The organism is Corynebacterium mustelae, from assembly GCF_001020985.1.
Taxonomy (GTDB): Bacteria; Actinomycetota; Actinomycetes; order Mycobacteriales; family Mycobacteriaceae; genus Corynebacterium; species Corynebacterium mustelae.
Window position 1 is genome coordinate 944,525 of record NZ_CP011542.1, and the last position, 19,618, is coordinate 964,142.

General features: G+C 53.2%; 11 protein-coding genes and 3 rRNA genes. 7 read left to right on the top strand and 7 right to left on the bottom strand.

The window, feature by feature from the left end; genetic code table 11:
• The first annotated feature begins 192 nt into the window (after positions 1-192).
• Together CMUST_RS04465 and CMUST_RS04470 are read left to right on the top strand one after the other, a co-directional pair.
• Positions 193-1,221: a serine hydrolase domain-containing protein gene (locus CMUST_RS04465; protein WP_158408196.1), complete on the top strand. Its 1,029-nt coding sequence runs from the start codon at positions 193-195 to the stop codon at positions 1,219-1,221.
• Between the two features lie 1,040 nt (positions 1,222-2,261).
• Complete coding sequence (locus tag CMUST_RS04470) at positions 2,262-3,209, top strand: CAP domain-containing protein (protein ID WP_047261503.1); 948 nt, start codon at positions 2,262-2,264, stop codon at positions 3,207-3,209.
• A 222-nt stretch (positions 3,210-3,431) separates the two neighbouring features.
• Here the strand turns inward: CMUST_RS04470 and CMUST_RS04475 are convergent, their stop codons facing one another.
• Positions 3,432-4,001 (bottom strand): hypothetical protein, encoded by a 570-nt coding sequence (locus CMUST_RS04475; RefSeq protein ID WP_047261504.1) that lies wholly within the window; start codon positions 3,999-4,001, stop codon positions 3,432-3,434.
• Between the two features lie 271 nt (positions 4,002-4,272).
• Between CMUST_RS04475 and CMUST_RS04480 the strand changes: the two genes are divergently transcribed.
• Positions 4,273-4,713 carry an Lrp/AsnC family transcriptional regulator gene (locus tag CMUST_RS04480; protein WP_047263379.1) on the top strand — a complete coding sequence of 147 codons (441 nt, stop codon included), beginning with the start codon at positions 4,273-4,275 and terminating at the stop codon, positions 4,711-4,713.
• On the opposite strand, the gene CMUST_RS04485 is transcribed toward CMUST_RS04480, so the two are convergent.
• Genes CMUST_RS04485 through CMUST_RS04495 form a run of 3 tightly spaced genes read right to left on the bottom strand, consistent with a single transcriptional unit; the run spans position 4,710 to position 8,271 of the window.
• Complete coding sequence (locus CMUST_RS04485; RefSeq protein WP_201779224.1) at positions 4,710-5,669, bottom strand: ABC transporter ATP-binding protein; 960 nt, start codon at positions 5,667-5,669, stop codon at positions 4,710-4,712. The genes CMUST_RS04480 and CMUST_RS04485 overlap by 4 nt on opposite strands.
• A gap of 4 nt (positions 5,670-5,673) precedes the next feature.
• The gene (locus CMUST_RS04490) at positions 5,674-7,182 is read right to left on the bottom strand and encodes an ABC transporter permease (RefSeq protein ID WP_047261505.1); all 1,509 of its coding nucleotides are present in this window, start codon (positions 7,180-7,182) and stop codon (positions 5,674-5,676) included.
• 3 nt (positions 7,183-7,185) lie between these two features.
• Positions 7,186-8,271: an iron ABC transporter substrate-binding protein gene (locus tag CMUST_RS04495; RefSeq protein WP_047263381.1), complete on the bottom strand. Its 1,086-nt coding sequence runs from the start codon at positions 8,269-8,271 to the stop codon at positions 7,186-7,188.
• Between the two features lie 739 nt (positions 8,272-9,010).
• On the opposite strand from CMUST_RS04495, the gene CMUST_RS04500 reads away from it, so the two are divergent.
• From CMUST_RS04500 to CMUST_RS04520, 4 genes are all read left to right on the top strand, one after another.
• Positions 9,011-10,540, top strand: a 16S ribosomal RNA gene (locus tag CMUST_RS04500).
• 398 nt (positions 10,541-10,938) lie between these two features.
• Positions 10,939-14,052, top strand: a 23S ribosomal RNA gene (locus CMUST_RS04510).
• Positions 14,053-14,153: 101 nt separating this feature from the next.
• Positions 14,154-14,270, top strand: a 5S ribosomal RNA gene (gene rrf, locus CMUST_RS04515).
• The 16S, 23S and 5S rRNA genes sit together here, the layout of an rRNA operon.
• A 327-nt stretch (positions 14,271-14,597) precedes the next feature.
• Positions 14,598-14,900 carry a hypothetical protein gene (locus CMUST_RS04520; protein ID WP_236690157.1) on the top strand — a complete coding sequence of 101 codons (303 nt, stop codon included), beginning with the start codon at positions 14,598-14,600 and terminating at the stop codon, positions 14,898-14,900.
• A gap of 93 nt (positions 14,901-14,993) precedes the next feature.
• Here the strand turns inward: CMUST_RS04520 and CMUST_RS04525 are convergent, their stop codons facing one another.
• The 3 genes from CMUST_RS04525 to CMUST_RS04535 are packed head-to-tail and all read right to left on the bottom strand — an operon-like array spanning position 14,994 to position 19,560.
• Positions 14,994-15,632, bottom strand: a complete 639-nt coding sequence (locus tag CMUST_RS04525) for a DUF3239 domain-containing protein (RefSeq protein WP_047261508.1) — start codon at positions 15,630-15,632, stop codon at positions 14,994-14,996.
• Positions 15,629-17,284, bottom strand: a complete 1,656-nt coding sequence (locus CMUST_RS04530) for a DNA repair helicase XPB (protein WP_236690158.1) — start codon at positions 17,282-17,284, stop codon at positions 15,629-15,631. Before CMUST_RS04530 ends, CMUST_RS04525 begins: the two co-directional genes overlap by 4 nt.
• Positions 17,285-17,316: 32 nt before the next feature.
• Complete coding sequence (locus CMUST_RS04535) at positions 17,317-19,560, bottom strand: helicase-associated domain-containing protein (protein WP_047261510.1); 2,244 nt, start codon at positions 19,558-19,560, stop codon at positions 17,317-17,319.
• Between the last annotated feature and the right edge of the window lie 58 nt (positions 19,561-19,618).

The window sequence follows — 19,618 nt, forward strand, 5'->3', positions numbered from 1 at the left end:
GACAAACAACCGTTTTGTTTCCAAGATCCTAAGTCAGCACTGTGTTGCGTGTGCGTGCTGCCGTCTAGGCATGTGATGGTGTTTGCAGCGAGCAACAGCGAAATGAGTTCTCCACGAAGCTACCTGCTGAATGGCGACTAACCTGGAATGAAAAAGCGGTATTACTAAAATTCAGGAGAGCAAATGGGGCGGATGGGCTTCACTAATGCGTTGACAGTGCACTTGGATAAGCAATCACGGAAGTGGCAGCCGCAGGTTGCAGTTCGTGCGCCCCACCTGGGGATCGATTTTCGTTATGGGCCTGAGGATTTACCGTTCCATTCCGCGAGCGTCGGGAAGCTGATTACTGCTGCGCTAATCATGCAGCTCGTCGAAAAGCGTGAGCTGGCATGTGGCACCCCGGTTGTGGAGCTACTGGGAGAAGAATTGCTCCAAGGTCTTTTCGCTCATGGGCAGCTTGAGAATGCGACCCTTGAACACTTGCTCACCCATACCTCGGGAATCAATGATTACTTCACTGGTCGCAGTAAAGGTCCCTCTGTTTTGAAGAAAGCACTGCGCGATCTTGACCGAAGATGGACACCGCTGGATTTAGTGGCGCATACGCGCAACTATCAAAAACCTGTAGGGGGGCCAGGGCAACGGTTTTTCTATAGTGACACTGGCTTTGTTCTTTTAGGCCTCGTACTTGAATCGGTGTTGGGTGCAGAATACCAAGAGCTTGTGCATGACCGCATCTTTCAACCGTTAGCCATGAACCGCAGCTTCATGCCGCTATTATCGAAACCTGCAAGTGGCACCGACGAAATCGCGCCATTGTATGTTGGGAAGACCAGAGTTGACGGTACAAATGCCTTGAGCATTGATTGGTCTGGAGGCGGCATCGCAGCAACGGTAGAAGATTATCTCACGCTCATTCACGCCTTGCGGTCGGGAAATCTTCTAGGGAAAGAGACCTGGGAGTGGATGGCGAAATCACGTCACAAGTTCCGCAGTGGCATGTACTACGGTGCGGGCACAATGAATGTGAAGTTTTCGGGCTTTGCTCCGTGGCTACGCGGTTGGCCGCGACCAGTGGGGCACCAGGGCATAACGTCTACTCATCTTCTTTATGATCCAGTACACGATGCCGAGATCGTCATCAACTTTGGCTCTAGCAAGGCGATTAGAGCAAGCTTCGCCACCCTGATTGAAATCGTTGGGTTGTTGCGGAAGAGCTGAATTTGGGTGTGAAACGAAAGCCGCAACAAGCCTCCGGGAATCCTCTGGTAAAGCTTGTGCACCCTGGTGATTTCTGAAATGGTCGGTGTGTAGTTTCCGCCGTTTATCTGCGTATATAATCTGGCTTTCGTCTTGGTGGGCAGTGCGGTGCGTGTTTAGCGTGTTTGCCTGGAGTTTTGATGACTCGGAAGTAGCTTTTCTGCACTGTATTTCTCTGATTTAAGGTTCACGGACCCCATTGCAAAACAGCAGCCAGCGCGGTCTCCTTGCCACAACTCGACTTATTCGTCTCCCACGCCACGAAACCCGCCACCCTTTCGCGAAAAGGTCGAGTTGCCCCTCAAGATACTGCACTAGATAGCCCGCCTAAATGCAGGTTTGCGCTGCTTTACCACACAATTTCGGCGCTAACATGTTGTAAATCAGGTTGGCGTACACCACTAAAGTGCGACAACACCTTGGCAGATGAATTGTAAGGGTGGGGTGCTGCCACATTGGATTTAAGGGGTAGGTTGTGGGTCAAGGAGCATTCTCGTATGCAGTAACAAAGCATGCATGCGTAGCCACGTAATCGGTCTATCTGCAGTGATAGGGGGTAGCTGGGGTAGTCAAGCTCAGGAAACTTTCAGTACACTTTTTTGCGATTGGCTAGCTGGGCGGGAAACTAAAATTACCATCGTGTGATTTTGTTTTGTTGTGGGGTGGTGATGGTTGTGTGGGGCGGAGCTTTACGTCGATATAGCAGGTCAATAATTTGCATAGTAGTTGCGGAGATAAGGCGAGGTGTGGGGTCTGACGTGCATTTGCTACTTCTGAAATTGTGCGTATGTTTGCTTCGGTTTTGCGGTGCAGTCAATGCTGGTAATGAAAACCACCGCTAGCGCGTTAACGGTTGATAATAGAAAACTGTGCTTTGCATGGGTGCTATATAAGTGCAGGTCAATACGCTTTACCATTTTGTGATTTTTGGCAAAAATACTGGATGCGCTTTGCTAACCTGCTCATAGCAAATAATCCGTACCCACTTAAAGGGAGTAGTTGTGAAGCTTCGTCGCGCTGTTGCGATTTGTGTTCTTGTCCCAACCCTAGCGTTTGGGCAGACCACTGTTGTTGCCCAACCGGCCGTTGCCCAGGTTCTTAATATCGAAACTGAAGTTAAGGAAGCACTGTCGTCTATGCCGCAGATCGGCGGTTCGCAGTTCCAGCTGCCGGAAGAGCTTGACATGAAGCAGGTTTTTGGCGCTGTGTTTGGCTTGCTGGCATTGATTGGCGGAATTGTTGGTTTGGTGTTTGGCCTTAAGGGCAAGGGATCAAGCGAGAAGCCAGAAGCTGAAATGCCTGCTGAGGAAAAACCAGCAGGTACCGGCGATGTAGCAGGTGACAACGTTCCGGCCCCAGCTGCTCCAGAAACGGGTGACGCTGATGCGGATGCCAACACCGAAACTAAGCCAGCACCACCGGCTGATCCAGCCCCAGAGGTGGAGTCGAACTCACTGCGCGAGACCGTGGACAAGTCCGAAATGGATGCGCCGCTGGCTGAGGCGTATCACAAAAAGTCGGATCGCCCGGCTCGTTGTTCCGCGATTGAGGATCTGCCTGATTATCGCGGCATGAGCGAGAAGCAGCGCATGGAGTGGATGCTGCGTCAGACCAACCGGATTCGTCAGGCACATGGTGCTAATCCGGTGCAGTGGAGTGAAGAGTTGGCTGGTGACTCGATGCGTTGGACCAGGTACCTGATTGATAATCACCCAGGTAAAATTGGGCACCCAAGCACGTTTGGAAAAGATGGCACCGATCTTGATCTCAAGCCAGGTCAGGGTGAAAACGTTGCGTACTACACCAATCCGCTTGAGGTTGTAGAAGGCTGGTGCCGTAGTGATGGACACTTCCAGAACATGATTCGTCCTGAGTTTACGCACTACGGACAGGCGTTGATTAAGGGCACTAACGATTTCTACGTTTCAACCAGCCGGTTCCAGATGTAATTACGTAATCGCAGGTTGCAGCCGGGCGTCGATAAGCTACATGCTTTTTCGACGCCCGGTTGTTGCGTTTTGTGGGATTCCGTGGGAAGTGCAGCAACCTAAGTCGGATATCGGTGTGCTCTATTTACCGAGTTGAGGGTTACAGGATGACGGATGCATCACTGAGGTGTCGTCATCCGCGTGCTTAGCTTTTCGACGCTCCACCGGTGCCGGTGGACACGGTTACTGGTAGCCGAACCGTTCGTAGATTGCTGCGCAGTACTCTTCGTCGGTGATATAGCCGTTCTCACAGCCGTCGAGACCCTGGATTTCCCCGGAACTGGGGTTTGGGTTTCCATTTTCGTCTGTCCCGTAGCCGCACAAATAAGCAGGGCAGGTGCCGCCGTCGGCAATGGGGATTTGGCTGAGATCAAGTTCCTGTTGGCTTAGTTGGGCGCCAGCGTAGACGGCTGCGCATTCGGATGGGTCATTGACAAATGCATCAGTTTGTGGGCATTGGTAGCGGGCAGCTGGTGCAGTGGAAGTGGTGGTGGGGGCCTGCGAGGCTGGATCGATGCGGCATAGCTCGCTGGGGCGCTCGGAACCATCGGACCACAGCGCCATGTCGGCGCTGCCGTCGACGCATTTAACTACCGTCGGTTCAGCAGGCTGTGTCGAACGCGGTGTACTTAGCGCTTTGGTCTGCGTTACGGTAGTGGTCAAGGGCTGTTTGAGTGCAGTGGGTGAGGTTTCGTTCGATCCACAACTGATAAGCAAGAATGCGGTTGCGGCCAGGCCGAGTGCACGTTTCACGGTACTTCCTTGTTATAGGTAGGCAACGGTGATGAAGCTGCGTCAACCACAGCGTTTTTGGTTTTTTCTATCCGATATTAAGTCAAAACTAATTTTTCTTAGCATTTTGCCCCTATTTGGTGGGATGGGGGCGTTTATGGGGCCTATTGGGGGAGAGGTACAGCGCAATAATCGGACAATTGTATAAGTACTACTAAAACTTTGTTACAAAGAGCTAAGAATTTGACCAATTGCGTTGCATAAAGCACGTTGCATGAACAATTATTGGTACATGGACGATATTGATCGCGCGATAGTAGCTGAACTGCAAAAAGATGGCAGATTAAGTAATCAAGATTTAGCCGCACTCGTGGGGCTCACCCCAGCACCCTGTTTACGCCGGGTGCGGAAGTTAGAAGAACTGGGAATTATCAAAGGCTACCGGGCTGTCGTGGATCAAGTGGCACTCGATCGCGGTTTTGAAGTCATAGTTCAGGCGGATGTGGGAAAAAATGACGGACCCACCATTGCGGAGTTTGAACAGCGGGTGGCCGCAATGCCGGAAGTTGTTGAATTGCGGCGCATGTTTTCCCGACCGGATTACTTCATCCGCGTGCGAGTGCGCGACGCTGAGCATTATGAAGAATGGCTGACCAAGGGGCTGCTGGGTAATCCGGGAGTCGCTCGGGTGGATTCCCGCATGACGATGAAAGTCATCAAAGCGCAGGATTAGCCTAACCGGTGGAGACCGGGTGAAAGCCGAACGGTCACAGTCTCACCTGGTTGCCATCGTGGGGCACCTAGGCAACGGGAGCTTAGTCGCACCCCATCGCCGCGTTCGACAACATACATGGTGGAGTGGCCTAAGAACTCGATGCTGCGAATTGTCGCGGTAAAATCACCCGGCTCTGTAGCGGAACGTAAACTGACTTGTTCGGGGCGGACGACTGCGCCGTCGTCAAGCACTGTGCAGGTACCCAAGAAATGCGCGACCCACTCCGAGGCGGGCGCGTTATAAACCTCGCTGGGGGTGCCGCATTGCGCGATGACACCGCCGTTCATGACGGCAACCCGATGTGCCATCGATAGCGCTTCGTCTTGATCGTGGGTAACTAAAATTGCCGACGCATCCGCGGCCGCAAGAATGTCAGCGATATCCGTCCGAAGCCTGGTGCGTAATGCGGCGTCAAGCGCGGCAAATGGTTCGTCAAGAAGTACCAATGCGGGATTCGGCGCAAGCGCGCGAGCGAGTGCCACTCGCTGGGCTTGCCCGCCGGAGAGCTGTGCTGGTTTGCGGTCAGCTAACCCCGCGACATCCACGAGTTCCAACATCTCCGCGACGCGGGCGGCTTTGTTTGGGTGTTTTCCTAACCCAAAGGCGACATTCTGGGCCACCGAAAGGTGCGGAAATAACGCGGCGTCTTGCGGAACCAGGCCGATACGACGCCGCTCCGGCGGAATATTGGTGCTAGCGGAGAAAACCGTGGTTCCACCGAGTTCGATGGTGCCACCAGATGCCGCCATAAGGCCGGAGATCACCCGCAGCAACGTTGTTTTGCCGCAGCCGCTGGGCCCCAAGATTGCAAGTAACTCGCCGGTTTCAAGTTGCAGATTGACGTTATCTACCACCGGACGCGCCGAATTTCGGTAGGCGGCCGATACGTCTTTTAACACAAGAGCAGGGGTCACGATTTTACCTATCTGAATCTGGGGAACCGGCCAACATCAATGCCGGAATGCTCGCGGCGGCGATTAAAGCTAGGGCGTAGGGGGCGGCGGCACCGTAGGCGTTGATGTCGCTGAGCTGCCATAACCGGGTTGCTAGGGTATCTGTCCCAATCGGGCGCATCATGAGGGTGGCGGGAAGTTCCTTCATGACCGTTACCGCAACGATTAACGCCCCGGAAGCGATACCCGGCCACGACAGGCGTGCGGTGACCTCCAGCCATGTTTGGCGTGGATTGCGGCCTAAGCTGCGCGCCGCGTCTTCCAGTGTGGTGGGAACTTGGGCGATAGCGGTGCGGGTGCTTCCCATAGCTTTAGGGACAAACATGATTGCGTATGCAACGACCATGAGCGCCATCGTTTGGTACAAAAACGGCAGGAATTTCAACGCAAGATATACCATTGACAAACCCAGAACTACCCCGGGCAAGCCGTGGCCGATATAGGTTACCGTCTCAATCGCTGCTACCGACTTTGCTTTTCGACGCGCGGCCAACACGCTAATAGGCAACGCCAATGCGGTGGCGAGCGCCGCGCCGATTAACCCAAGCGCAACCGTTGTGCCCAGCGCATATAACAGGCGTGTGCCTTCAAATTCACGTTGCGCCACGCTCAACGACAATCGGTACAGCTGCTCTCCAATGGGAAGTCCTACGCTTAACGCGAAAATTCCCAACAACCAGGCGCAAACGCCCCAAGTGCCCCACCACGGAAGCGGCTTAGGTGGCACATTGCCATGTGCAATGCGTGTCGACGTCACAGGTTGCCGAAGCAGCCGCTCGCAGGCCACCACGATTATCGCCAACACCACTAAAAGCGCAGACAACACGATCGCGAGCGTTCTATTGAAGCTCCCGGAAAACGCGGTCTGCACGGCCGGGGTCAGGGTGGGAAACCGCATGATGGAAACCACCCCGTACTCCGCTAAACAATAAAGCGCCACCAACAATGCCCCCGCCGCTGCGGCTGGCATAACTTGTGGCAACGACATGCGCATAAACGCACGTATTGGGCCTGTTCCAAGGGTGCGGGCGACATCTTCGATGCCCCTGTCGGCTCGTCGAAAAGCGGCGGCAGTGGGGAGAGTAACGTACGGAGTTGTCGCTAGAACCAAAACCAGCCATGAGCCTACAAACCCACGCAAATCCGTGGCAGAAACCCACGATAACCCGGCCACATACGACGGAACTGCAAGTGGCAATGTCGCGGCCACCCACCACAGTCTCGGCAGCGGTAAAGATAACCGCACCAAACAGAAAGCCGTAGAAACACCCAAGACTAACGCGCCCGCAGCGACAGTCACCACTAAATACAAAGTATTGAGCGAATGCGTAATCGTGTTGGGGCGGGTAAACGCACGGATGACCGCCCCAGAAGGAGCGGTCATCAACTCAGCGATCAAAAAGAAAAGCGGGGCAGCCACTAATGCGGCTGCGCCGATCGCTAAACATAGAAGAAGTCGGTATGAAGTAGTCACTACTTATTTAGTGTAGGTCAAGCCAACTTCATCAATCATCGCTGCAGTTTCATCTACCGACGAAAGCTTGGACAAATCGAAATCAGGATTCGAGCTTGGATCCATTGCTGGCACACCTTCCGGCGCGGTCATTCCCTCAACCAGCGGATATTCGAAGGTTTCGGTGGCGAAGTACTTCTGTGCATCCTCCGACAGCAGGAACTTGACGAACTCTAACGCCTGCGGATCCTTCTCTGCCTTCTTGGTGACACCAACGCCGGTTGCATTAACCAGGGAAGCTAAATCGCCCGGCTTGCCGAACTTCAGCTGTGCCGTCATGTTCTCGGCGCCCTTTTCTGCGGCATCCAAGTACCAGTAGTAGTGGTTGATCAGACCAAGCGAAATCTCACCATTATTGACGGCCTCAAGGATGCCGGTGTTCTTCTCGTAGGTCTTCACCTTATTATCGACGAGCTTCTGCAACCACTCGCGAGTGAAATCGTCGCCCTTTTCTACCCGCATCGCGGTAACGAAGGAAAGGAACGAAGCGTTACCAGGGGCAACACCGATCTGTTCCGCCCACTTCGGATCAACCATTGCGTCAATGGTGTCCGGCGCATCTGCTTCTTGAACCTTGTCCTTGTTATACGCAACGACACGTGCACGGCCGGTAACGCCCACCCACTTCTTCTCAGAAGAAGAGAAATTAGCGGGAACGGATTCAAACACCTCGGCAGGAAGCGGTGCCAGTAGATCCGCGTCACCGACCAAGCCGAGAGCACCAGCTTCCTGGGAGAAGAAGACCTCAGCTGGCGACTTCTCGCCCTCGGTTAACAGCAACTGAGCCTGCTCAGCGGTCTTTCCGTATCGAACCTCGGTCTTGATGCCGGATTTCTCCTCGAACATCTTGATTAGTGGAGCCACCAGATCTTCGCTGCGGCCAGAGTAGATCACCAGGGTGTCATCACCGGACTGAGCCTGGGTCGTGTCCGTGCTGGAAGATGCGGAGGAAGATCCAGACGAGCTATCGCTGTTCGAGCATGCAACCAATCCGCCGACCAGGGCGACTGACGCGGTCGATGCTAGAAGAAATCGATAAGGAGAACGCATAAACACCTCAAAAAATAAAGGGAAATTGTAAAACCGCACCTTATTTAGCGCAGTTCTAGCTAACCTAACATAAATTGATTGATGGTGTCTACAACTATTGAATGATGAACGCATTTTCTGCATGCGAATGGTTAAGTGGCGCGCATGTAGATTGTGTTCTTTTGTGGTGTTGTGCTGGGGGTTTGTTGTTTGTTGTGGGGGTGTGTAAGTTATAGCGAGTCGCCGGCGGTGCTGGTGGTGTGGGAATCTTATCTTGTTGGGGTTGACGTTTGTGTTGGTCTTGGGGTAGGGTTTTCGGTTATTGTCTCCATTTTTATTCTGCGCGTTGTTTGTGTGGGGTGGGGTGGTGGTCATGTTGTTTGAGAACTCAATAGTGTGCCAATGTACTTTTGTTTTTTTGGTTGTTTTCTTGTTGTTTTTTGTTGTGGCTTTTGGTTGTGGCTGGCAAGTGTGGCTTGCTTGTTAAATGACTAGCTGTGCAGAAGATGATGGGTTGATGGCTTGTTGTTTTTTGTTGGTTTCTTTGCTTATGTTGTGATTCCCGTCCAACGTGGTGAGGGGACTGTTTTTGATGACTGTGTGTCCTGCTTTGTGTGGGGTGTGTGGTTGTTGTTTTTTTAATGATCAATTTTTTGATGGCGGTTGGTTTTGGCTGATCGTTGTTTTTTGTTGGTTGTTTGTTTTTTGCTGGTTTTGGGCTTTTCGCAGAGCCGTGCAGGAATTGTTTTTGTTCTTGTTTTTTGTGGAGAGTTTGATCCTGGCTCAGGACGAACGCTGGCGGCGTGCTTAACACATGCAAGTCGAACGGAAAGGCCCTGCTTGCGGGGTGCTCGAGTGGCGAACGGGTGAGTAACACGTGGGTGATCTGCCTCGTACTTCGGGATAAGCTTGGGAAACTGGGTCTAATACCGGATAGGACCATCATTTAGTGTTGGTGGTGGAAAGTTTTTTCGGTGCGAGATGAGCCCGCGGCCTATCAGCTTGTTGGTGGGGTAATGGCCTACCAAGGCGTCGACGGGTAGCCGGCCTGAGAGGGTGGACGGCCACATTGGGACTGAGATACGGCCCAGACTCCTACGGGAGGCAGCAGTGGGGAATATTGCACAATGGGCGCAAGCCTGATGCAGCGACGCCGCGTGGGGGATGACGGCCTTCGGGTTGTAAACCTCTTTCGGTAGGGACGAAGCCTTTTTAAGGTGACGGTACCTGTAGAAGAAGCACCGGCTAACTACGTGCCAGCAGCCGCGGTAATACGTAGGGTGCGAGCGTTGTCCGGAATTACTGGGCGTAAAGAGCTCGTAGGTGGTTTGTTGCGTCGTCTGTGAAATACCGGGGCTTAACTTCGGGGTTGCAGGCGATACGGGCATAACTGGAGTGCTGTAGGGGAGACTGGAATTCCTGGTGTAGCGGTGGAATGCGCAGATATCAGGAGGAACACCGATGGCGAAGGCAGGTCTCTGGGCAGTAACTGACGCTGAGGAGCGAAAGCATGGGGAGCGAACAGGATTAGATACCCTGGTAGTCCATGCTGTAAACGGTGGGCGCTAGGTGTAGGGGTCTTCCACGATTTCTGTGCCGTAGCTAACGCATTAAGCGCCCCGCCTGGGGAGTACGGCCGCAAGGCTAAAACTCAAAGGAATTGACGGGGGCCCGCACAAGCGGCGGAGCATGTGGATTAATTCGATGCAACGCGAAGAACCTTACCTGGGCTTGACATACACCAGATCGGCGTAGAGATACGTTTTCCCTTTTGTGGTTGGTGTACAGGTGGTGCATGGTTGTCGTCAGCTCGTGTCGTGAGATGTTGGGTTAAGTCCCGCAACGAGCGCAACCCTTGTCTTATGTTGCCAGCACGTGGTGGTGGGGACTCATGAGAGACTGCCGGGGTTAACTCGGAGGAAGGTGGGGATGACGTCAAATCATCATGCCCCTTACGTCCAGGGCTTCACACATGCTACAATGGTCGGTACAACGCGTTGCGAGCCTGTGAGGGTGAGCGAATCGCTGAAAGTCGGCCTCAGTTCGGATTGGGGTCTGCAACTCGACCCCATGAAGTCGGAGTCGCTAGTAATCGCAGATCAGCAACGCTGCGGTGAATACGTTCCCGGGCCTTGTACACACCGCCCGTCACGTCATGAAAGTTGGTAACACCCGAAGCCCATGGCCTAACCCCTTTTTGGGGAGGGAGTGGTCGAAGGTGGGATTGGCGATTGGGACGAAGTCGTAACAAGGTAGCCGTACCGGAAGGTGCGGCTGGATCACCTCCTTTCTAAGGAGCATGTTTTTTTGGCCACGTGTTGTGGTTGTGGTGCTCGTTTTGTGAGTATTTTTGTTTAATCCAGGTGGAGCATAACCGCCCCTGTTGTGTGGTGCATGCGTTGTGTGTGTGCTGGGTGGGGGTTGTCATGATGAGAAGCAGCGGTATAGAAGATGACTGTGTAGAGAAACTTTTGTGTGTTGGTGTGCTGTTGGGTGTCTGGGATGACGTGTGTTGTTCCGTGTGGTGCCTGTGGTCTGGTGCTGCCTGTGTGGGTGGTGGCAGGTTGCAGGTTGTGTTGTGTGAGAACTGTATAGTGGACGCGAGCATTGTGCCCATGCATGTTTGTGTGTGGGTGTGGTGTGTTTTTTCTTTTTTGTGTTTTAGTGTTTTTTGTTTGGTTCATTTGTGTGTTGTTGTGTAAGGGCGCACGGTGGATGCCTTGGCATGCTAAGCCGATGAAGGACGTGGAAGGCTGCGATATGCCTCGGGGAGTTGCCAATCGAGCGTTGATCCGAGGGTGTCCGAATGGGGAAACCTGGCCATGGTTATGTGTGGTCACCCATCAGTGAATGTATAGCTGGTGTGGGGGTTGACGCGGGGAAGTGAAACATCTCAGTACCCGTAGGAGGAGAAAACAATATGTGATTCTGCTAGTAGTGGCGAGCGAACGTGGAGGAGGCTAAACCGTATGCATGTGATACTTGACAGGGGTTGTGTGTGCGGGGTTGTGGGGCCTGACTTATAAGACGGCTGTTGACGTTTTGCTGTGCGTGTGTGTGTAAGCGGAAGTGGTGTGGAATCGCCTACCGGAGAGGGTGAGAGTCCTGTACGTGAATGCATGTGTGCGTGTGGTTGGTTGGGTGCCCGAGTAGCAGCGGGCTCGTGGAATCTGCTGTGAATCTGCCGGGACCACCCGGTAAGCCTAAATACTTAGTGTGACCGATAGCGGATTAAGTACCGTGAGGGAATGGTGAAAAGTACCCCGGGAGGGGAGTGAAAGAGTACCTGAAACCGTGTGCCTACAATCCGTCAGAGCCCTCTCTTTTTTGTGTGGGGTGATGGCGTGCCTTTTGAAGAATGAGCCTGCGAGTCAACGGCATGTCGCGAGGTTAACCCGTGTGTGGGGTAGTCGTAGCGAAAGCGAATCCTAATGAGGGTGTGTTGAGTGGCATGTCTTGGACCCGAAGCGGGGTGATCTACCCATGGCCAGTGTGAAGCAGCAGTAAGATGCTGTGGAGGCGCGAACCCACTTAGGTTGAAAACTGAGGGGATGAGCTGTGGGTAGGGGTGAAAGGCCAATCAAACTCCGTGATAGCTGGTTCTCCCCGAAATGCATTTAGGTGCAGCGTTGTGTGTTTCTTCCTGGAGGTAGAGCTACTGGTTGGTTGAGCGGGACTACAATCTTAGCAATGTCAGCCAAACTCCGAATGCCGGTGAAGTGTAAGCATGGCAGTGAGACTGCGGGGGATAAGCTCCGTTGGTCGAGAGGGAAACAGCCCAGATCGCCGGTTAAGGCCCCTAAGAGTGTACTAAGTGGGAAAGGATGTGGGATCGCGAAGACAGCCAGGAGGTTGGCTTAGAAGCAGCCATCCTTGAAAGAGTGCGTAATAGCTCACTGGTCGAGTGGTTCTGCGCCGACAATGTAGCGGGGCTCAAGTACACCGCCGAAGCCGCGGCAACCATCATATGTTTTTTGTGTGTGGTGGTTGGGTAGGGGAGCGTCGTGCACAGCTGTGAAGCATCTGGGTGACCGTGGTGTGGAGTGTGTGCGAGTGAGAATGCAGGCATGAGTAACGAATGATATGTGAGAAACATATCCGCCGGATGACTAAGGGTTCCTGGGTCAAGCTAATCTTCCCAGGGTGAGTCGGGACCTAAGGCGAGGCCGACAGGCGTAGTCGATGGATAACCAGTTGATATTCTGGTACCCGTATACATGCGCCCCTAATGAATCCATGGTACTAACCACCCATTTGTGGGATGAGACTGTGTTTTTCATGGTGTTGTTTCATGGTGCGTGGGACCTTCGTGGGTAGTAGTTAAACGATGGGGTGACGCAGGAAGGTAGCCGAGCCACTTATTGGATTGTGGTGTAAGCGTGTGGCCCGTAGGATAGGTAAATCCGTTCTACATGTTGGGTGAGGCGTGATGCGTACCCACGTATGTGTGGGGATGTTGGTGATCCTATGCTGCCGAGAAAAGCCTCTAGTGAGTGTGTATATGGCCCGTACCCATAACCGACACAGGTGGTCAGGTAGAGAATACTAAGGCGTTCGGGTGAACTGTGGTTAAGGAACTCGGCAAAATGCCCCCGTAACTTCGGGAGAAGGGGGACCACTGCTGGTGACAGACTGATGTGAGCTGGTGGTGGTCGCAGAGAAGAGAGGGAAGCGACTGTTTATTAAAAACACAGGTCCGTGCGAAAACGTGGAAGTTGATGTATACGGACTGACGCCTGCCCGGTGCTGGAAGGTTAAGAGGACCTGTTAGTAACACTTTGTGTTGCGAAGCGGAGAATTTAAGCCCCAGTAAACGGCGGTGGTAACTATAACCATCCTAAGGTAGCGAAATTCCTTGTCGGGTAAGTTCCGACCTGCACGAATGGCGTAACGACTTCCCTGCTGTCTCAACCACAGGCCCGGTGAAATTGCACTACGAGTAAAGATGCTCGTTACGCGCGGCAGGACGAAAAGACCCCGGGACCTTCACTATAGCTTGGTATTGGTGTTTGGTTCGGTTTGTGTAGCATAGGTGGGAGACTACGAACCCGGCACGCCAGTGCCGGTGGAGTCATCAAGTGAAATACCACTCTGATCGGATTGAGCACCTTAACCTTGGCCCATGATCTGGGTTGGGGACAGTGCCTGGTGGGTAGTTTAACTGGGGCGGTTGCCTCCTAAAACGTAACGGAGGCGCCCAAAGGTTCCCTCAGCCTGGTTGGCAATCAGGTGTGAGAGTGTAAGTGCACAAGGGAGCTTGACTGTGAGAGTGACAACTCAAGCAGGTACGAAAGTAGGGACTAGTGATCCGGCACCTACATGTGGAAGTGGTGTCGCTCAACGGATAAAAGGTACCCCGGGGATAACAGGCTGATCTTCCCCAAGAGTCCATATCGACGGGATGGTTTGGCACCTCGATGTCGGCTCGTCGCATCCTGGGGCTGGAGTAGGTCCCAAGGGTTGGGCTGTTCGCCCATTAAAGCGGCACGCGAGCTGGGTTTAGAACGTCGTGAGACAGTTCGGTCTCTATCCGCCGCGCGCGTAGAAACTTGAAGAAAGCTGTCCCTAGTACGAGAGGACCGGGACGGACGTACCTCTAGTGTGCCAGTTGTCACGCCAGTGGCACAGCTGGTTAGCTACGTACGGAAAGGATAACCGCTGAAAGCATCTAAGCGGGAAGCCTGTTCTAAGATGAGGTTTCACTAATGAGGTGCCCGGAAGACTACCGGGTCGATAGGCCAGAACTGCACGCATAGTAATATGCTCAGGTGACTGGTACTAATACACCCACAAACACCACCCAAAACAACCCAAACAAAACAAACACAAAAAACCGCGTCCACTACACAGTATCTGACACAACACCACCACAAAACAAAAACAACAATAATAATAATGATCGTGTCGGTGGCAATAGCGTCGGGGACACGCCCGGACCCATCCCGAACCCGGAAGCTAAGCCCGACAGCGCTGATGGTACTGCAAACGGAAGTTTGTGGGAGAGTAAGACACCGCCGACCACAAAAACTCAACAAACAAACCCCCACCCAACACAGGTGGGGGTTAAAACATTTATTACACATCTATTATAGTTTTATAGGGGAAAGTACCTGCGCAGTTGTGTGCCGAACCCGAATTTCCTGTTGCGTGGAGCCCTTGCAAGATTAAAATTTTATACTTATAAAATCATTGAAACTTAAATCAAAACCTAGCAAACTTTATGCAAAAATAATTAAATTGTTGCTTAAATGGTGATCTATTCATCTTTTTCTGAAAAAGGGGGTGCTATCTGGGGTAAATTACATCATTTGTGTTGTAGCTGGTTAGAAGTGCTGTAACGTTCTTGAATGTCGCCACCGCGATTCGTTGGTGGTTTTGTTCTACTCAAGAAAGAGGAATTCGTTATGAAGGTTACTCGTTCTCTCATCGCAGGCAGCGCAGTCATGGCTCTCGCTTTCGCTGCTGCCCCTTACCTCGCCCCTGCCGCTAACGCTCAGTTGGTGACTGGCACCCTCAGCATCATCCTGTCGATTATCGGCTCTGTTCTAAGCCTCGCAATCTTCCTGGGCTTCTGGGGCACCGTTTATAACTTCCTCGTTAACCACGGACACATCCAGGGTCGTGTAATCCCAGGTCTGCCTGTATTCTAAGCAGAGCTCCATTACAGAGGATTTAAAAATTAAAAAAGGCCGGTTTCCATCGTATAGTGCGGGAAACCGGCCTTTTCTTTGTGCCGATATTTGTTACAGCTCTAAGAGGTTGAAACGGGTTGCAAGGACGTCGTTAAGCTTGGCGGCGTTCTTTTCTAGTTTGTGCCACTGGTCATGCGGAATCGCTTTCTGTGCAGCTTTGACAACGACGGGGTCTTTAGTGCCCCAAGCGATCGGCATTGGGGATATCTCGTCCCACTTATCTTGGGTATGGGCGGATCGGCGGCCTGTGACTGCGACTGCGGGTACCCGCTCACCTTTGCGGCGCTCGTGCCCCTCAATCCGGGTGACGGTACGCGTTGCTAACCCCCAGCGGGGTGGCGCAGTCGGGTCGCTATTGATATTAACTAGCGCAAGCAATGTGAGGTCACGACTGTTAACCTGCGCGATGATTGCTGGACATAGTTCGTATTGGCTATATAACTGAGAGGCGTCGCCTACTTGTCGGGGGATGATAAAAACCAGGCCGAAGCTAATCAGAGCCATAACGGCGAAACAGCCGATAATGAGATTGCCCATGGTGCCACCGAAATACAGTCGTAATCCGTAGCCAATTGCTAGGAGAATGAGGGCAAAGATGATTGCCGATATTTGGAGCCGTTTGGTGTCTTTGAGTAGCTCGTTGTGTTTCTTGGCGTAGTCGTTATCGACATCGAAACTAAAAGAATTCATGGTGTGAACTTTCCGCTTTTAAGATCTTCGGAGTCAATGATGCGGTACGCGTACCCTTGTTCCGCGAGAAAACGTTGCCGGTGGGCGGCGTAATCCGCATCGATGGTATCGCGGCTAACAATGGAATAGAAGTACACCTCGGCACCGTCTGATTTCGGTCGCAGTAATCGGCCTAAGCGCTGTGCTTCCTCTTGCCGGGAACCGAAGGTTCCGGACACCTGGATAGCCACGGCGGCTTCTGGTAAGTCGATGGAGAAATTGGCAACTTTGCTTACCACGAGGGTTGTTATTTCGTTGTCGCGGAATTGCTGGAAGAGTTTTTCTCGTTTGCTTGTCGACGTCTTACCGTCGATCACGGGAACATCCAGGTGGGAGCCGATCTCTGCCAATTGCTCGACATAAGCGCCGATAATCAACGTCGGGGCACCGGTATGGTATTTCATGATGCTATCGATGGTAGCGATTTTTGAATCGGCGCAGGCTGCCAACCGGTACCGATCTTTAGAGTCGGCGGTAGCATACAGCATGCGCTCAGTTTCGGTCAGCGTGGTGCGAACCTCGATGCACTCCGCAGTGGCAATGAATCCCTGTTGCTCAAGGTCTTTCCACGGTGCGTCGTAACGTTTGGGGCCGATAAGGGAAAAGACGTCGCCTTCTTGGCCATCTTCTCGAACCAGCGTTGCAGTTAGTCCGAGTCTACGACGGGATTGTAAATCTGAAGTCATTCGAAACACCGGGGCAGGTAGGAGGTGAACTTCGTCGTAAATGATAAGTCCCCAGTCTCGGGAATCGAAAAGTTCCAGTGCCCGGTATTCTCCGTTAGTTTTTCGGGTGACTACTTGGTAGGTTGCGATGGTGATCGGTCGGATTTCCTTTTTCTCACCGGAGTATTCGCCAATCTCTGTTTCAGTAAGGGAGGTACGGCGTAGTAGTTCGTCGCGCCATTGCCGCCCAGCGACGGTATTGGTGACCAGTATGAGGGTGGTCGTTTTGGCCTTGGCCATTGCGGCCGCGCCGACCATTGTTTTTCCAGCCCCGCAGGGAAGCACGACTACCCCGGAGCCACCCTCCCAGAATGATTCCGCTGCTTGTTCCTGGTAGTCGCGTAATTGCCACTGTTCGATCGCGGTGGACAATGAAATTTCGTGCGCCTCGCCGTCGACATAACCAGCCAAATCTTCGGCAGGCCACCCGATTTTCAGTAATTCTTGTTTTAACCGACCGCGTTCGGAAGGATGCACTGCGATGGATTCGGCATCGATTGCGGCACCGAGCATGGGTGCGATTTTCTTGTGTCGGGTAATCTCCGCCAATATAGCAGGCTCAGAGGATTCCAGAACCAGCCCATGGGCGGGGTGCTTGATCAGCCGCACCCGACCGTATCTGGACATGGTTTCTGCGACGTCGATAAGAAGCGATTGCGGAACTGGAAACCGAGAAAATGTCTCTAAGACGTCTACTAGTTGTTCGGCGTCGTGTCCAGCGGCGCGTGCGTTCCATAGTGCAAGTGGTGTGATGCGGTACGTGTGGACGTGTTCTGGCGCTCGTTCTAACTCAGCAAAGGGAGCTAGACGAGCGCGCGCAGCACTAGCATCAGGGTGGTCGATTTCCAGCAGAATAGTTTTGTCTGACTGGACGATGAGAGGACCCACAAACAATTCTCCTCAGGTAGTAGCAGGACGTCTTATTCTACCCCGGACTCAGCTAACCTCACTTCAGTGATCCGATGCAGGCTGAAGTTGTGCAACTGGCCGGTGGTTTCGTCTATAGCTGATACCTGGCCGCCGGTAATAGTAATGGGAGTGACATACAAATGACTAGCCGAGCCGTGCTTATCGACGAATCCAACTGTGACTGGTCGGTTTGCTCGAATGGCAGCCTGCAACACCCCAAGTGCCCCGCTACCTTGGCTTCCGGTTTTCGTGCCTCGCTCGGCGGCTGTGGCTGCTGCATCGCCTCGGCGGATCGTTGATAGTGCATCTGCGATGTGGGTAGAAGAAACCTCATCACGCTGTTCGGGTTTTTGCTCCTGCACCGGGAGTTCAATTGTTGGTGTTCGCATGTCTATGCGCATTCCCGCGGCATCTTCCGCAACGGGATGAAATCCCTCTTCGCGAAGCGCCGCCATTACCTGTGCTAGCGGTGCCTGTGCGACCGCCGCTGTAGGCGCGATCATCTGTAACGCCGCTTCGGTGGCGGCGTTAGTACGACTAATTTCAAGCATCAGTGCTTCATCTGCACATCGCAGATAACATAGAGCCACCCCGCCGCGTAATTGTCCGTGGCGTCGGGCAATGTCGTCGATGAGAAAACCAATGGTTTGGGGCAATTCGCCGATGACGTGATTCCGCAAGAATTCCTTGATGTCGTCTGCGGTTCGCCCAGCATCGAATCCACGTCGAATGCTGTTTTCACTTAATCGGTAGACGCTGGCAAGCCCTGGAGACTCCAGATCAGCCAATAAACTGATTTCCCGGTGGACGTCTGGTTCCAACGGCCCGGGGGCAAGAACGGTCATGTCACCTTGTGGAATCAACGTTGTTACTGGGGCGGGTGTTAGCCGAGTGGTGACAGCTGCCGGATCGCTATCGGTGATGAGAGCACCAAGGACCGAGCTAGGGAAATAACAATCACCATCAAGGACGAGCATGCCCAACCATACCGCCTCCTCCACAATGTTCCGACATAGTGTTTCAGAGATGCGCGCAGCCCGAAGCGGAAAATAGAAACCAGTTCGGGCCCGAATATCGTCGAAAGTCCCAGGTGAAGTGCACTGTCGTAGAAGCAATTGCCGAGTCTTGGGCAACTGCTCAATAAGCGTTTCAGGAGACAAAGCCCGAACCGGTTTGACCACTAGCCAGGTGGCGAAATTCGCATGATCCCACCACGCGCTGGCAAGATATGCCCATTGGGTGGCAAGGTCGGCGGCTAAAAATTCGGACACCTTGGCGGTCGCGGCGAGATGGTCGTCGTCAAGCGATGCAGGAAGACCACGATCGATTAACCCCGCAGCGCCAGCCACCGCGATCAGCCGCAACATTGTGGTTTCGTCGCAGCCGACCTGGTGGGTGAGAGTCTGCAGCGCACGCACCCCAAGTGCTCCATCCTTTAATAGAGGAACGGGGGAGCGCCACAAGTATTCGCACAAACTACGCACTAGGCGCACTATTTCCAGGCCAGTTGCTGCACTTGAATTATCGATCCGTGATGTGGTTTGCTCTTGCTTTTCGACGCCTTCCGGTAGCCTAAGCGGCAGCAGGGGTGGGGTAGTGTCGGTCAGTGCGTACCGAACTTCCTGTGGCAATCGAACTGTACGTGAATCCACCCGGTGTAATAATCCCATTGCGATCATCATCGGGATCGGGCGCGTAGGATCGGCATCTGTAGCAGCATCCTTACTGACCCCAACCCCGCCGGAATCCAATAATGTTTCCAAGATTTTGCGCTGCCCAGAAGTTAACGTGGCGATTGCCGCAACAATGTCGTCGTGCGTCAACTTATTTTCGGGTATCAATCTGAACCCCGCCGGGAGGGCGTTCATTACCTCGGGTGCTATTTGGAATGAATGCTCATTGCCAAAAACCAGGGCGCAAGAAAACAGGTCTGCGATTGCAGCTGTTACGTCGTGTGCAGGAATGTGATTAGCCAGCACAGCCATAACGTCGGGGGCAATCACAGGTTCGATCTCACCCCCGAGCTGGGCAGATGCCTCCAAAACCGCCAGTGCTTGCACATTGCGCTTAACCAGGCACCGCATGATCGAAGGGCGAAGCAATAACCGCGCAGCTAAAGACGGTATTCCAGGTGGTAGTGGGTGGGTTGCATCGGGTCGGTTTTCTAAGACCGTTGCCAGCTTATCGTCGGGTAATGCGCCCAACCAACTGCGAAAGGTATGTAGTGGAGTATCGGCCAGTTGTTGTTTTGTCATGATGGGATTTAATTTTAGCCCCTGTTCAAGTGACTTTAGCCCCAAGGTTTGGAACAAT

Coding starts and splice junctions, on each gene's coding strand:
- CMUST_RS04465 (WP_158408196.1), top strand. CDS start 193: ATGGGCTTCACTAATGCGTTGACAGTGCACTTGGATAAGCAATCACGG.
- CMUST_RS04480 (WP_047263379.1), top strand. CDS start 4,273: ATGGACGATATTGATCGCGCGATAGTAGCTGAACTGCAAAAAGATGGC.
- CMUST_RS04495 (WP_047263381.1), bottom strand. CDS start 8,271: ATGCGTTCTCCTTATCGATTTCTTCTAGCATCGACCGCGTCAGTCGCC.
- CMUST_RS04520 (WP_236690157.1), top strand. CDS start 14,598: ATGTCGCCACCGCGATTCGTTGGTGGTTTTGTTCTACTCAAGAAAGAG.
- CMUST_RS04525 (WP_047261508.1), bottom strand. CDS start 15,632: ATGAATTCTTTTAGTTTCGATGTCGATAACGACTACGCCAAGAAACAC.
- CMUST_RS04535 (WP_047261510.1), bottom strand. CDS start 19,560: ATGACAAAACAACAACTGGCCGATACTCCACTACATACCTTTCGCAGT.